The sequence below is a fragment of the Blautia sp. An81 genome (genome assembly GCF_002161285.1).
Lineage (GTDB): Bacteria > Bacillota > Clostridia > Lachnospirales > Lachnospiraceae > Blautia > Blautia ornithocaccae.
On sequence record NZ_NFHH01000018.1, the window covers coordinates 38,470 to 53,403 of the forward strand.

General features: G+C 45.3%; 13 protein-coding genes. 11 read left to right on the plus strand and 2 right to left on the minus strand.

Annotated features, from left to right (window positions below; genetic code table 11):
- Nucleotides 1-22 precede the first annotated feature (22 nt).
- The 5 genes from B5G33_RS14520 (at nt 23) to B5G33_RS14540 (ending at nt 4,378) form a co-directional block, all read left to right on the plus strand.
- Nucleotides 23-262: a hypothetical protein gene (locus tag B5G33_RS14520; protein WP_087269595.1), complete on the plus strand. Its 240-nt coding sequence runs from the start codon at nt 23-25 to the stop codon at nt 260-262.
- Nucleotides 263-285: 23 nt separating this feature from the next.
- Nucleotides 286-1,404, plus strand: a complete 1,119-nt coding sequence (gene prfB, locus B5G33_RS14525; protein ID WP_087269598.1) for a peptide chain release factor 2 — start codon at nt 286-288, stop codon at nt 1,402-1,404.
- Nucleotides 1,405-1,482: 78 nt separating this feature from the next.
- Nucleotides 1,483-1,926 carry an ACT domain-containing protein gene (locus B5G33_RS14530; RefSeq protein WP_087269689.1) on the plus strand — a complete coding sequence of 148 codons (444 nt, stop codon included), beginning with the start codon at nt 1,483-1,485 and terminating at the stop codon, nt 1,924-1,926.
- Nucleotides 1,927-1,941: 15 nt separating this feature from the next.
- Nucleotides 1,942-3,159 carry a homoserine dehydrogenase gene (locus tag B5G33_RS14535; protein WP_087269601.1) on the plus strand — a complete coding sequence of 406 codons (1,218 nt, stop codon included), beginning with the start codon at nt 1,942-1,944 and terminating at the stop codon, nt 3,157-3,159.
- 13 nt (nt 3,160-3,172) lie between these two features.
- Entirely contained in the window at nt 3,173-4,378 is a 1,206-nt protein-coding gene (locus B5G33_RS14540) for a cofactor-independent phosphoglycerate mutase (protein WP_087269604.1), read from the plus strand.
- 70 nt (nt 4,379-4,448) lie between these two features.
- Here the strand turns inward: B5G33_RS14540 and B5G33_RS14545 are convergent, their stop codons facing one another.
- On the minus strand, nt 4,449-5,204 hold the full coding sequence (locus tag B5G33_RS14545) for a DUF975 family protein (RefSeq protein ID WP_158229627.1): 756 nt from the start codon (nt 5,202-5,204) through the stop codon (nt 4,449-4,451).
- Between the two features lie 93 nt (nt 5,205-5,297).
- Here B5G33_RS14545 and B5G33_RS14550 point away from each other — a divergent pair, with 93 nt between their 5' ends.
- The gene (locus B5G33_RS14550) at nt 5,298-5,723 is read left to right on the plus strand and encodes a DUF2752 domain-containing protein (protein WP_087418182.1); all 426 of its coding nucleotides are present in this window, start codon (nt 5,298-5,300) and stop codon (nt 5,721-5,723) included.
- Here B5G33_RS14550 and B5G33_RS14555 read toward each other — a convergent pair.
- A complete protein-coding gene (locus tag B5G33_RS14555; protein ID WP_087269609.1) occupies nt 5,720-6,346 on the minus strand; it encodes a hypothetical protein in 627 nt (208 codons plus the stop codon). The two genes, B5G33_RS14550 and B5G33_RS14555, sit on opposite strands and share 4 nt — an antisense overlap.
- A gap of 139 nt (nt 6,347-6,485) precedes the next feature.
- On the opposite strand from B5G33_RS14555, the gene B5G33_RS14560 reads away from it, so the two are divergent.
- The 5 genes from B5G33_RS14560 to B5G33_RS14580 all read left to right on the plus strand — a co-directional run bounded on the left by B5G33_RS14560 (nt 6,486) and on the right by B5G33_RS14580 (nt 14,790).
- Nucleotides 6,486-8,630 carry a Tex family protein gene (locus tag B5G33_RS14560; RefSeq protein ID WP_087269612.1) on the plus strand — a complete coding sequence of 715 codons (2,145 nt, stop codon included), beginning with the start codon at nt 6,486-6,488 and terminating at the stop codon, nt 8,628-8,630.
- Nucleotides 8,631-8,648: 18 nt separating this feature from the next.
- Entirely contained in the window at nt 8,649-10,451 is a 1,803-nt protein-coding gene (locus B5G33_RS14565) for an aminopeptidase P family protein (RefSeq protein ID WP_087269615.1), read from the plus strand.
- Between the two features lie 224 nt (nt 10,452-10,675).
- Nucleotides 10,676-11,179 carry a MarR family winged helix-turn-helix transcriptional regulator gene (locus B5G33_RS14570; RefSeq protein WP_087269618.1) on the plus strand — a complete coding sequence of 168 codons (504 nt, stop codon included), beginning with the start codon at nt 10,676-10,678 and terminating at the stop codon, nt 11,177-11,179.
- Nucleotides 11,172-12,905: an ABC transporter ATP-binding protein gene (locus B5G33_RS14575; protein WP_087269621.1), complete on the plus strand. Its 1,734-nt coding sequence runs from the start codon at nt 11,172-11,174 to the stop codon at nt 12,903-12,905. Before B5G33_RS14570 ends, B5G33_RS14575 begins: the two co-directional genes overlap by 8 nt.
- Complete coding sequence (locus B5G33_RS14580) at nt 12,898-14,790, plus strand: ABC transporter ATP-binding protein (protein ID WP_087269624.1); 1,893 nt, start codon at nt 12,898-12,900, stop codon at nt 14,788-14,790. Before B5G33_RS14575 ends, B5G33_RS14580 begins: the two co-directional genes overlap by 8 nt.
- Nucleotides 14,791-14,934 lie beyond the last annotated feature (144 nt).

A 14,934-nucleotide genomic window follows, 5' to 3' on the forward strand; every position in this document is an offset into this window, starting at 1 on the left:
AGCTGTAAAAGGAGGAAAGGTTATGGGACAGATGGTGGATTTTACCATGGAGCGGGAAGGACTGGTGAAGCCGGGGGACCGGGTGGAGCTGAAAGAAGACCAGGCCATTACCATGTCAGGAGTCATGTATTACTATACCATAAAGCCAGCGGTGGCAATGTCCAGTAATCTGAAGAAGCCCCTGACAAAACTTACAGGTACAGTACGCAAGGTAGAACCTCAGGTAAGTATCTATATGGTGACAGTTGAGGTTGATCAGTAAAAAATAAGAAGGAGGAAACCAGAGTGGTTGAATTAGACGGCTTTAAGACCAGGGTCAACGGGTATGCCCAGCCTCTTGAAGAAGTGAGGGAGTCCCTGGATCTGGAAAATAAAGAGCAGAGAGTAGAGGAGCTGGAAAGAGAAATGGAGGCTCCCGGATTCTGGGACAATGCAGAACGTTCCCAGAAAATGATGAAGGAATTAAGCGCCTTAAAGAGTGATATGGAGATCTATCACAAGCTCCAGAATCAGAAAGAAGAGATTGAGCTGATGATCGATATGGGATATGAGGAGAATGACCCTTCTGTAATCCCTGACATTGAAGAAATGCTGAATGAATTTGAGGAAGAGTTTGAGAATATCCGGATCAAGACCCTGCTTTCAGGAGAATATGACAAATGCAGCGCTATTGTGACCCTTCATGCAGGGGCAGGCGGTACAGAATCCTGTGACTGGGCCAGCATGCTTTATAGAATGTATCTGCGGTGGGCAGACCGGCATGGATTTTCCACAGAAGTGCTGGACTATCTGGATGGTGAGGAGGCAGGCATCAAATCTGTTACTTTCCAGGTAAACGGAGAAAATGCCTATGGCTATCTGAAATCTGAGAAGGGGGTTCACCGTCTGGTACGTATCTCTCCTTTCAATGCAGCAGGAAAGCGACAGACATCCTTTGTCTCCTGCGATGTAATGCCGGATATTGAGGAAGACCTGGATGTGGAGATCAACCCGGATGATCTGAAAATTGATACCTACCGTTCCAGCGGCGCCGGCGGCCAGCATATTAATAAAACTTCATCGGCAGTGCGTATTACCCATATCCCTACGGGAATTGTGGTACAGTGCCAGAATGAACGTTCTCAATTCCAGAACAAAGACAAGGCTATGCAGATGCTGAAAGCCAAGCTGTATATGCTGAAGCAGCAGGAAAATGAGAAGAAGCTTTCCGGAATCCAGGGAGAGCTGACAGAGATCGGCTGGGGAAATCAGATCCGTTCTTATGTTATGCAGCCTTATACTATGGTTAAAGACCACAGGACCAACGAGGAAACTGGAAATGTAGACGCGGTAATGAACGGAAGCATCGACAATTTTATCAATGCTTATCTGAAATGGTCCGCTCTGGGAAAAAAGGAAAAATAGTTGCCTAAAAAGATAAAGTATGGTACTATCTTTTGTGGACGTACAAATGTATTTTTGGAAAGAACAAAGGGGAAACCTATGGCAGATCACAATAAGTATTACGTAGTAACGGAAAAGGCGGTGCCAGATGTCCTTCTGAAAGTAGTAGAAGCAAAAAAACTTTTGGATACCCAAAAGCTGGATACCGTACAGGAGGCAGTGGAAGCAGTGGGGATAAGCAGAAGCTCCTTCTATAAATATAAAGATGATATCTTTCCTTTTAAAGAGAAAACCAAGGGGGAGAATATTACTTTTATCCTTCAGATGGATGATGAACCAGGGCTGCTTTCTGCAGTGCTTGCGGCTATTGCCCAGTTTCACGGGAATATCCTGACTATACATCAGAGTATCCCTATGAACGGCGTAGCAGGCCTGACCTTAAGCGTGGCAATCCTTCCCACAGAAGGGGACGCTGCAGCAATGGTAGAAAATATAGAACATATTAAGGGTGTGCACTATCTGAAAATATTAGGAAGAGAATAGGCAGAGGAGAAGATTATGATTCAAATTGCAGTGTTAGGATACGGCACCGTTGGCTCCGGTGTTGTGGAAGTATTGGATACCAACAAGGAGAGTATTAAGAAGAGAGCCGGAGAGGAAATCTCCATTAAATACGTGCTGGATCTCAGGGACTTCCCGGGAAGTCCTATTGAAAATATTCTGGTACATGATTTTGAGACTATTATCAATGACCCGGAAGTTCAGATCGTGGTAGAGGTTATGGGAGGGGTTGAACCTGCCTATACTTTTTCAAAGAGAGCTCTGGAAGCCGGAAAATCTGTGTGTACCTCCAATAAAGAGCTGGTGGCCAGACATGGACTGGAGCTTATCGAGATTGCCAAGGCCCATAAAGTAAACTATATGTTTGAGGCAAGCTGCGGAGGCGGAATTCCCATTATCCGTCCCCTCAACTCTTCTCTTACGGCAGATGAAATTGACGAGGTCACCGGAATCCTTAATGGAACCACCAACTATATCCTGACAGAAATGGGAGATAAGTACGCGGACTTTGAGGGTGTATTAAAGGAAGCTCAGGAAAAAGGCTATGCAGAGCGGAATCCGGAAGCAGATGTAGAAGGATATGATGCCTGCAGAAAGATTGCCATACTCTCTTCTCTGGCTTATGGGGCTCATGTGAATTATGAGAATATTTATACCGAGGGAATCACCAGGATCACAGCAGAAGATATGAAGTATGCAAGTCTCCTGGGAATGAAGGTAAAACTGCTGGCTACCAGCAAGCGGAAAGGTGAAAAATTCTACGCTATGGTATGCCCGGAACTGGTGGGAAAGAATAGCCCTCTTTACAGTGTAAACGGTGTTTTTAACGCTATTTTTGTCCACGGCAATGTACTGGGAGATGCTATGTTCTATGGAAGCGGAGCAGGAAAGCTGCCTACAGCCAGCGCAGTTGTGGGAGATGTAGTAGACTGCGCCAAACATCCTGGAAAGACTGTAGTAACCTACTGGAGCAGCAAGGTTCTGGATCAGGTTGACATAAAGGATGTGGAGCATAGGTTCTTTGTAAGAGTGAAGGGTAATCTTCAGGAAGATAAAGAGAAGATAGAAGTGCTTTTTGGAAAAGCTGAATTTATAGGCGTTCCAGGTCTTGAAGGGGAATTCGGATTTGTTACAGAATTGATGAGTGAGAGAACATTTGACGAAAAAGCGGCTGCTCTGCCTGAAATCCTGGGCAGGATCCGCATCAGAGCGTAAGAGGTAAGAAAGAATGAAATATATTGTGGTTTTAGGAGACGGTATGGCAGATGAGCCCTTAAAAGAGCTGGAAGGGAAAACACCTTTGGCCTATGGGGCCACTCCTGTAATGGACAGTCTGGCACAACTGGGAGAAATGGGAATGGTAAAGAATGTGCCAAAAGGAATGGCGCCGGGAAGTGATACGGCAAACCTGTCTGTGCTGGGATATGATCCAGAGCTCTATTATTCCGGAAGATCCCCTCTGGAGGCCCTGAATATCGGCGTGGATATGAAGGAAGGAGACGTAGCCATACGGGCAAACCTTGTAACTTTATCCCAGGAAGAGGAGAACTATGAGGAAAAGAGGATCCTGGACCACAGTGCAGATGAGATTACCACTGAAGAAGCGGAAATACTGCTGGAGGCGGTGAAAAAAGAGCTGGAGAATGAAATCTTTCAGTTTTATCCGGGAACCAGTTATCGCCACTGCCTGATCTGGAAACAGGGAATGACGGTGCCCCTTACTCCACCTCATGATATACGGGGAAAGAAGATACAGGAGTATCTTCCAGAAGAACCTCTGCTTCTTAAAATGCAGAAAAAGAGTTATGAGATTTTGAAAGATCATCCTGTGAATCTGGCCAGAATGGAAAAAGGACTGAACCCCGGCAACAGTCTGTGGTTCTGGGGAGCAGGAACAAAACCTTCTCTGGATTCCTTTGAGGAGAAGTTTCATAAAAAAGGAGCTATGATCTCAGCAGTAGATCTTTTAAAAGGAATTGCTGTGGGAACCAGAATGAAAAATATTTCTGTGGAAGGAGCCAACGGAGGACTGGACACTAACTATGAAGGAAAAGCAGATGCAGCTCTGAAAGCCCTGCTGGAGGATGACTGTGATTTTGTGTATGTTCATGTGGAGGCTCCTGACGAGATGGGCCATCAGGGAAGCATAGAGAAGAAGATCAAGGCTATTGAGTATCTGGACGGAAGAGTTGTGGGAAGAATCAAAGAGGGAATGGATGCCTCAGGAGAAGACTACCGGATGCTGGTGCTGCCGGATCATCCTACGCCCATATCTGTGAAGACCCATACTGCCAACCCTGTACCCTATGTGCTTTATGACAGCAGAAATCAGGAGAAAAAGGAAGGCCTTTCTTACAGCGAGGCAGAAGCCCAAAAAACAGGAAAAATGGTGGAAAAAGGACATGAACTGATCTGGCACCTGCTGGAAAAATAAATAGGTTTTCGGTTTAATTTAAGGAGCTGTAGCGTTAGACATATGTCTAACGCTACAGCTCCTTTTCGATTTACATGTAGTTAAAAGGCTGTTCCTGCATGGGCGGTTCTTCTTTTGGTCTGGGATTGTCTATTTCTCCGGTTACATCCATATAAAAATGAGCCATAGTGTTGGCAATATAAGGCTCCAGCCAGAGGAGGCCGATATAACAGGTGAAGACGCAGGCAATAGTCAGAGGAATAAAGCTCAGAGTAATATAGAAGTATCTGCCTTTGTTTCCCCTCATCAGACGGAAACTTATCTTCAGGGACTCTATGGCACCCATCTCCGGATTGTCCAGAAGAAGATAATTGGACAGGCCAAAGAAGAGAGAAAGTATAAGGCCTATCAAAGACTGTACCAGAGAAGCTGCCAGGGAGAAAAACAGAGATTCCATGGTTTCTGTCCGATAGCTGAGTACAGTCAGAGGAAGAGACGGAAGGACTTCTGCCAGAAGCAGGATCAGGTTTACAGTTAAAAACCTGTCCGGCTGCATGGTAAAGGGAAGAATCAAATCCTTCAGCTCAAAGGCCTCTTTTCGGTTGATATTCAGATGCATCTTCATATTACCTGCCTGAAGAAGGGAAACAAAAAGATTTACAATATAAATCATAATCTGACAGGTGACGATGCTCAGCACGCTGTAAGGTGACAAAAGTGCCGTGATTACCAGAGTAAGGATAATGGAACAGATAAAAATAAGCAGGTAGGCGGCAACGGGAAGTCCCCATTGTCCGTTTAAGGCCTCTCTGGACAAGGCCTTTAAATCTGATGATGAACGTCTCATAAAGATATCTCCAATCTGAAAAATGTTTACGTGGATATGGAATCTGTAGTATAATTTTCTATTATCATTTCTGACAGGAAAGGCGGGGAAAACATGAAGCAGAACAGAAACCCACAGCAGGAAAAGGGCATTTATATCTGCGGCCTGATATTGCTGGGGCTGCTGGCCTTCTGGCTGGGAGCAGAGCATTTTCTGGGATTGAAGTTTTCCCTTCCGCCCTGCCTGTTCCACAGCCTTACAGGACTGTACTGCCCGGGCTGCGGAGGCACAAGAGCCTTCCGGCTTCTGCTTTCAGGGCATATCCTTCAGTCTTTTCTGTACCATCCAGCGGTAGTCCTTACAGCCGTTCTCTATGTATGGTTTATGGTTTCCCACACAGCAGAAATCTTGTCAAAAGGGCGGCTGAAAATTGGTCTTCCCTATACAGATAAATTTCTATACCTGGAGGTCGTTGTGATCATCCTCCAGTGTATCATAAAAAACTTTGCAAAAATCTTCTGGGGGACAGGAATCCTTTAAATATAATTGTCCCCTGTTCCGGAGTCTGGTTCCTGGTACTCAGGGAAGTAGTCTCCATCGGGGTAAGAATATCCTGGATAACTGTCACCGCCGTTAAAATAATCGTAATAGTCTTCAAAAAAATCATCATAGGCATCATCGCCGTTGTCATAATAAGGCGTATCCGGCTGCGAGTAGGAATCCGAACCGTAATCAGAAATTCCGCCGGTGTATTTCTCAATAAAATCATAGAGTTCCTGCTCTGTTATTGTATCAGAAGTAAGCAGATCCATGTAATCCTGGAAAAAGCTTCTGCCCATAGGTGAAGAGAATACCATAACAGAGACCAGGATTCCCAGAGTCAGCAGAATGGCCAGCAGGGCTGTGGAAATAGCCATGCCCGCCTTGGCAGGGCCGGGACGGGAAAACTTCCCTTTGGACAGACAGGAAAATAAGATTCCAAGTCCGGCAAAAGGAATGGATATAAAGGGAAAACAGCACAAAGAGACAAGAGCCAGGATTCCCATAACCAGAGAAAGGGTAGCAAAGTTCTGGCTCCCGTCATAATACCGGGGAGGCGGAGCAGGTGCCGGATCCTCCGGACGATAAGGCTGATAGTAGTTGCCTTCTGTTGGATTGTCCATAAGTTAGAACCTCGTTTCTGTAGTGTTTTTCCCTATTTTAGCATGTATGGGTAAAGGGGGCAAGACCTCCTTGATTTTTAGGAAAATACGTGTTAGAGTTTTATGGGTTAAAGAATCAAAAGAAAGGGACAGTTATTATATGGATATTATTCAGAAAATCACCCAGGAATTAAAAGTAGAAAAATGGCAGGTAGAAGCTGCTGTTAAGTTGATAGATGAAGGAAATACGATCCCCTTTATTTCCAGATACCGGAAAGAAGTCACCGGGGCTTTAAACGATGAACAGCTCCGTAACCTTTCCGAGCGACTGAACTATCTGAGAAATCTGGAGGATAAGAAAAACCAGGTACTTTCCAGTATTGAAGAACAGGGAAAACTGACAGAAGAATTAAAAAAACAGATTCTGGAAGCAGAGACCCTGGTGGTAGTGGAAGACCTTTACCGGCCTTACCGTCCAAAGAGAAGGACAAGAGCTACCATTGCAAAAGAAAAAGGACTGGAGCCTTTGGCAAATATCCTACTCCTGCAGATGACACAGAAGACCATGGAAGAAGAGGCAGCAGCCTTTGTCTCTGAAGAAAAGGAAGTAAAAACGCCTCAGGAAGCTCTGGCAGGAGCTATGGATATTGTGGCAGAAAGTATCTCTGATGAGGCAGACTACCGTATCCGTATCCGGAAGATGACCATGAAATCCGGCCTTCTGGTATCTGCTGCGAAAAAGCCAGAGGAATCTACAGTATACGATATGTACTATGAATATGAGGAACCGGTTTCCAAAGTGGCAGGCCACAGAGTGCTGGCCATTAACCGTGGAGAAAAGGAGAAGATCCTTACTGTGAAGATCCAGGCTCCGGAGGAAGATATTCTCCGCTATCTGGAAAAACAGGTGATCACCAAAGATAATCCCAATACCTCAGAAATCTTAAAAGCAGCAGTGGAAGACAGCTACCGCCGTCTGATCGCTCCTGCTATTGAAAGAGAAATCCGCAGTGACATGACAGAAAAAGCCGAGGACGGAGCTATCAAGGTGTTTAAGAAAAACCTGGAACAGCTTCTGATGCAGCCGCCTATCGAGGGGCAGGTAGTTCTGGGCTGGGACCCTGCTTTCCGTACAGGGTGTAAGCTGGCAGTAGTAGACCCTACAGGTAAAGTTCTGGATACTACAGTTATCTATCCTACAGCGCCGACTACTCCGGCAAAGATCGCTGCAGCTAAAGAGACGCTGAAAAAGCTTATTAAAAAATACAACATTACCCTGTTTTCTGTGGGAAATGGAACTGCCAGCAGGGAATCTGAACAGGTTATCGTGGAGCTTTTAAAGGAGATTCCTGAGAAAGTCCAGTATGTGATCACCAATGAAGCAGGGGCTTCTGTATACTCTGCCAGCAAGCTGGCTACGGAGGAGTTTCCGAATTTTGACGTGGGACAGAGAAGCGCGGCGTCTATTGCCAGAAGACTTCAGGATCCCCTGGCAGAATTGGTAAAGATTGACCCGAAATCTATCGGTGTGGGACAGTATCAGCATGATATGAACCAGAAGAAACTGGGAGAAGCACTTTCCGGAGTGGTAGAAGACTGTGTAAACCGGGTGGGCGTAGACCTGAATACAGCTTCTGTCTCTCTTCTGGAATATGTGTCCGGCGTTTCCAAGGCAATTGCCAAAAACATTGTGGCTTACAGAGAAGAGAACGGAAGGTTTGAAGACAGAAAAGAACTTCTGAAGGTAGCAAAGCTGGGACCGAAGGCTTTTGAACAGTGTGCCGGATTCCTTCGCATCCGGGGAGGAAAGAACCCTCTGGATGGTACCAGCGTACATCCGGAATCTTATGAAGCAGCAGAAAAATTCCTGGCACAGATGGGAATGAAACCGGAAGACATTTTTAACGGCCCGGCAGTATATTATGTGAAAGATTATGGTCAGATGGCCAAGAAGCTGGAAATTGGAGAAATGACCCTCCGGGATATGGTGAAGGAGCTGACAAAACCGGGAAGAGATCCCAGAGAAGAAATGCCCAGACCAATCCTCCGTACCGATGTACTGGAGATGAAAGACCTGAAAGAAGGAATGATCCTGAAAGGAACCGTACGGAATGTTATTGACTTCGGTGCCTTTGTAGATATCGGCGTGCACCAGGACGGCCTGGTACATATTTCTCAGATGACAGACCGGTATATCAAGCATCCTCTGGAAGCTGTCAGCGTAGGAGATATTGTAGAAGTAAAGGTTCTGGGCGTAGACATGAAGAAAAAGAGAATTTCTCTCACCATGAAGGGAATTCATTAAGAGAAAGGAAGGGTTAAAATGAATGTAAATCAAGAAAGGATTGCAAAACTGCAGCAGGAAATGCAGTTGGCGGGAATCGATGTGTACCTGGTGCCTACTGCAGATTTTCATCAGTCAGAGTATGTAGGAGATTATTTTAAGGCAAGAGCCTGGCTTTCTGGATTTACCGGTTCCGCAGGAACCCTTATTGTCACAAAAAATGAGGCCCGCCTTTGGACAGACGGCAGATACTTTATCCAGGCTGGAAAGCAGCTTGCCGGCACAGGGGTGACCCTTATGAAGATGGGAGAAGAAGGGGTGCCTACAGTAGAAGAATTCATTGAAGAGGTCCTGCCTCAGAAGGGATGCCTGGGCTGTGACGGACGGACCATCAGTGTTGCCGAGGGCAGAAAGTATGAAGAATTGCTGGAAAAGAAAGAAGGAACCTTTAAGTGCCAGGATGATCTGGCAGGAAAAATCTGGTCAGACCGTCCTCAGATGTCAAAAGAGCCGGTTTATATCCTGGATGTGAAATATGCAGGAGAAACAAGAGAAGAGAAGATTGCCAGAGTCCGCAGAGAGATGGAAGAGGCAGGTGCTCAGATCCATGTAATCTCCAGTCTGGATGACATTGTATGGCTGCTGAATATCCGAGGAAATGATATTGAATATAATCCGGTAGTCCTTTCCTATGTGATACTGACTATGGACCAGGTACATTTTTATGTACAGGAAGAGGCTGTGTCCTCAAAGGTCAGAGAAGAGCTGGAAAAGGCAGGCGTGGTGCTGCACCCCTACTTCCAGGTTTATGAAGATGTGAAAAAACTGGAGGATTCTCAGAAGGTAATGCTGGAGGATCTGTGTACAAACTATTCTCTGTATAAAAATATTCCACAGAAAAGGGAGATTATTTTCCGTCCAAATCCGGCAGCAATTTTTAAAGGAAATAAAAATCCGGTAGAAATGGAAAATCTGAAAGTGGCTCATATTAAAGATGCCAGGGCTATGTGCCGGTTTATTTACTGGCTGAAAAAGAACGTGCCGGGAGGAGATGTGACGGAGTACAGCGCCTCTTTAGAGAGCAAAAAATTCCGTATGGAAGATCCAGACTGTCTGGACCTGAGCTTTGAGACTATCTGTGCTTATGGTCCAAACGCGGCAATGTGCCACTATGCTCCTACGGAGACAGACTATGCTAAAGTGGAGCCCAAGGGATTCTTCCTGATTGATTCTGGCGGACAGTACTGGCAGGGAACCACAGACATTACCAGGACTATTGCAGTGGGAGAACTGACCAGAGAGCAGAAAGAACATTTTACTCTGGTGCTTCAGGGGCATATCCGCCTTGCTATGGCAAAATTCCAGGAAGGATGCAGTGGAGCAAATCTGGATGTGCTGGTAAGAGGTCCTCTTTGGGCTCGCGGACTGGACTTTAACCATGGAACAGGACACGGGGTAGGATATCTTCTGAATGTACATGAAGGCCCTCAGAATATTAACTGGAAGATAAGGGCAAATGGAAGAAGAGGGAATGCAACACCCTTGGAAGAGGGAATGCTTACTTCTGACGAGCCAGGCCTGTACCTGGAGGGGAGATACGGAATCCGTACAGAGAATCTCCTCCTCTGTAAAAAAGCGGAGAAGAACGGATACGGACAGTTTATGGAATTTGAGACGGTTACTCTGGTGCCTTATGAAAGAGAAGCGATTCTTCCGGAAATGCTGACACGGGAGGAACTGGAGTGGCTGAACGATTATCACAGGAGAGTATATGATACTATAGGCCCTATGCTGATTGAAGAAGAAAGAGAATGGCTGAAAGAGGCCACAGCTGAAATCTGATGAAGAGAGCAAGTTAAAAAAGAACAGGACCGCCAGAGAAGAATTGAAGATAAGTACAGAAAAACAGGACTTAGGCGGTTCTGTTTTTTTGACTAAAACTCCTGAAAATAAACATACTTTTTTTCTATTTTTATGCATTGACATATACAGAACAAGGGCCGTATAATGATATTGGTTCGGAAACGAACTATTTGGAACCCGAACTAATTCAGTGAGGTGAGAGAATGGAAAAAAAGAAGTTGATTCAGGAAAATCCCAAGAGGGAAGAGGATGCGGGAAGAATCATCAATATCGTATCCCATCAACTGAAACGGACGATTTTTTTCTACACCTGGAAAGACTGCGGACTGACTACCATGCAGAACCGTGTGCTGCATTATATTCTTGTCAGATCCCTGGAGAATCCTGTATACCAGAAGGATCTTGAGAAAGAATTCAAAGTCAGCAAGTCTACCGTTACGGAAATACTTCAGCTCATGGAGAGGAAGGGCTTTATCGAAAGGAAGTCCTCTAAACGGGATGGAAGGATGAAAAGGATCCTTCCCACGGAAAAGGCCATTACCATACAGAGGGAAGTAATGGAAAATATCCGGACTGTGGAAGAAAAGCTGCGGGCGGGAGTGACCGAGGAGGACTACAAGACCTGTCTTAAGGTGCTGAAGAAAATGTCCGAAAATTTAGCCAAAGAAGAAGATTATATGAAAGGAAGGGAAGAAATGTATGAATAGGAAACTGCTTCAATCTGTACGAGAATATAAAAAGGAATCTATTTTGACGCCGATTCTCGTAATCTTTGAAGTTTTGATAGAAGTGCTGATTCCACTTCTTATGGCCAGGATCATCGATGTAGGTATCGCCAACGGAGATATGGGATACATACTGAGTATCGGTGTAGTGCTGGTTATCATGGCTATGGTGTCGCTGTTTTTCGGCGCAATGGCAGGTAAGATGGGAGCCATCGCTTCCTCTGGATATGCCAAGAATCTGAGGCATGATATTTTCTATAAAATACAGGAATTTTCATTTAAGAACATTGACAATTTTTCAACCTCAAGTCTGGTAACCAGACTGACAACAGACATCACCAACATCCAGATGGCGTATATGATGACCATCCGTATGCTGGTAAGAGCGCCGATCATGATCGTGCTGTCTCTTATCATGACGCTGACCATTAATGCGGATATTGCCCTGATGCTGCTGATCACCGTGCCGATTCTGGGCGGTATTCTTATTTTTATCGCCAAAAAGGCCCATCCTCATTTTATCCGTGTATTTGATGAGTATGACGTACTGAATAATACGGTCCAGGAAAATGTAAATGCAGCCAGAGTAGTAAAGGCTTATGTAAGAGCAGAACATGAGGACGAGAAGTTCCATAAGATTTCCGGTATTGTTTATAAACTGTTCACAAAAGCAGAGAAGATCGTTGCATGGAATAATCCGGTAATGATGTTTACCATATATCTGGTAGTGCTCTGTATGGTTTATATCGGAGGAAAGAGTATTGTCTTTGGAACCATGGAGACTGGTGAGCTTACCAGTGTTATCGTCTATGCTATCCAGATCCTCATTTCTCTGATGATGGTTTCTTTTGTTTTCGTTCTGATCATGATCGCCCAGGCTTCTACAGACCGTATTACAGAGGTCATGGATGAAGTTCCTGAGATGTCTGATAAAGAAAATGCAAGGACAGAGGTAGCCAACGGAGATATTGATTTTGAGAATGTAGACTTCAGTTATTCGGGAGAAGGAGGAAATCTTTCTCTGAAGAATGTTAATCTCCATATTAAGTCAGGACAGATGATCGGTATCGTGGGAGGGACCGGAAGCGCCAAATCTACTTTGGTGCAGATGATCCCAAGGCTTTATGACGTAACAAAAGGATGCGTAAAAGTAGGAGACGTAGATGTACGGGAGTACAAACTGGAATCTCTTCGTGATCAGGTATCTATGGTACTGCAGAAAAACGTGCTGTTTACAGGTACCATCTACGACAACATCCGCTGGGGTGATGAGGAGGCTACAGATGAAGAGGTGCAGAGAGTCTGTAAGCTGGCTCAGGCCGACAGTTTTATCCAGGAATTCCCGGATAAGTACGATACTATGATCGTACAGGGCGGAAATAATGTTTCCGGCGGTCAGAAGCAGAGACTCTGTATTGCAAGAGCTTTGCTTAAGAAACCGAAGATCCTGATCCTTGACGATTCTACCAGTGCGGTAGATACCAAGACAGATGCTCTGATCCGAAAAGCATTCAGAGAGGAAATACCGGATACTACCAAGATCATTATCGCTCAGAGGATCTCTTCTGTGGAAGATGCGGATATGATCATTGTTATGGAAAATGGTGAGATCAACGGTATAGGAACATCTGAAGAGCTGCTGAAGACCAATGCCATCTACCGTGAGATTTATGAATCGCAGATTAAGGGAGGTGAAGAGAATGAGTAAACCAAATGATAAGCCAAAGGTAAACGCAGGTACCCTTAAGACAGCAGGAAGACTTTTGAAATATGTGACAGGGCCTTATAAGGTACAGTTTATCATTGTATTGATCTGTATACTTATGACCTCTATCTCTTCTATTGCTGTGTCACTTTCTCTCAGATTCCTGCTGGATGACTTTATTCTTCCCCTGGTGGGACAGCAGAATCCGAATTTCACAGAGCTGTATCAGGCAATGGCAGTTCTGGCATGTATTTTTATACTGGGCGTTATCGCCAGCTTTGTGTACAACCGCCTGATGGTTATTATCGGCCAGGGCGTGCTGAAGAAAGTAAGAGACGAGATGTTTGAGCATATGCAGACTCTTCCGATCCGTTATTTCGACCAGAATACAAACGGTTCTATCATGAGTCTGTATACTAATGATACGGATACCCTGAGACAGATGATCAACCAGTCTATCCCACAGGTGCTCATGTCCAGCTTTACTATTGTAGTAACCTTTATTTCCATGCTGCTTTTAAGCCCCATCCTGACAGCCCTGGCAGTGCTGGTCATCCTGCTGATGATCCTTGTAGCCAGATACGTGGGAGGAAACAGCGGAAAATATTTCATCAGACAGCAGATCGACCTGGCTGATGTTACCGGATATGTAGAAGAGCAGATGAATGGACAGAGGGTTATCAAAGTTTTCAACCATGAGAGAAGGACAGAGGAAGATTTTGACAGATTAAACGAAAGACTTTTCGAAAGTGCATCTTCTGCACATACCTTTGCAAGTATGATGGGGCCTATTATCGGAAACATGGGAAATCTGCAGTTCGTTCTTACAGCTATTTTCGGCGGTGTCCTTTCTGTAGCAGGAATCGGAGGAATTACTCTGGGTGTTATGGCTTCTTATCTTCAGTTTACCAGAAGCTTTACGCAGCCTTTTATGCAGATTGCTCAGCAGTTTAACTCCATTATCATGGCGCTGGCAGGTGCAGAGCGTATCTTCAATATGATCGATGAGGAGCCGGAAGTAGACGACGGATATGTTACTCTTGTAAATGCAAAGAGAAATCCAGACGGAAGTCTTACAGAGTGCCAGGAGCGTACAGGCCTCTGGGCATGGAAACACCCTCATCAGGCAGACGGAAGCGTTACCTATACAGAGCTGAAAGGCGATGTAAGATTCTTCGATATGTCCTTTGGATATACGGATGACCATATGGTACTCCACGACCTGACCCTCTATGCAAAGCCAGGCCAGAAAGTTGCTTTCGTAGGTTCTACCGGAGCAGGAAAGACAACCATCACCAACCTGATCAATCGATTTTACGATGTACAGGACGGTAAGATCCGTTATGACGGAATTAATATCAACAAGATCAAGAAGGCAGATCTCCGTCATTCCCTGGGAATCGTTCTTCAGGATACTCATCTGTTCACAGGAACCATTATGGAGAATATCCGCTACGGAAAACTGGACGCTACAGACGAGGAAGTTTACGCGGCAGCAAGACTGGCTCATGCAGACCAGTTTATCAATATGCTTCCAAAAGGATATGACACGGTACTTACCGGAGACGGCGAGGAACTGTCACAGGGCCAGAGGCAGCTGCTGGCTATTGCCAGAGCCGCCATCGCAGATCCGCCGGTATTGATCCTGGACGAGGCAACCTCCAGCATCGATACCCGTACAGAGCGTATTGTCCAGCAGGGTATGGATAACCTGATGAAAGGGCGTACCGTATTTGTTATTGCCCACAGACTGTCCACTATCCGTAACAGTGATGCCATCATGGTTCTGGAACACGGACGGATCATCGAGAGAGGTACCCATAAAGAGCTGCTGGCTCTGAAGGGAACCTACTATCAGTTGTATACTGGAAAACTGGAACTGTCATAGTTATTTATAGACGGGATGGAAGCCCCCTGTGTTTTCTTGCTCAGTCTGCGCTGGTTTGATTCTGAGGTCTCAAACCATGCTCGACAAATTCGCAGAAAACACAGGGGGCTTTCTGCGTGTATAGAAAATGTGAGGTGGAGTCTG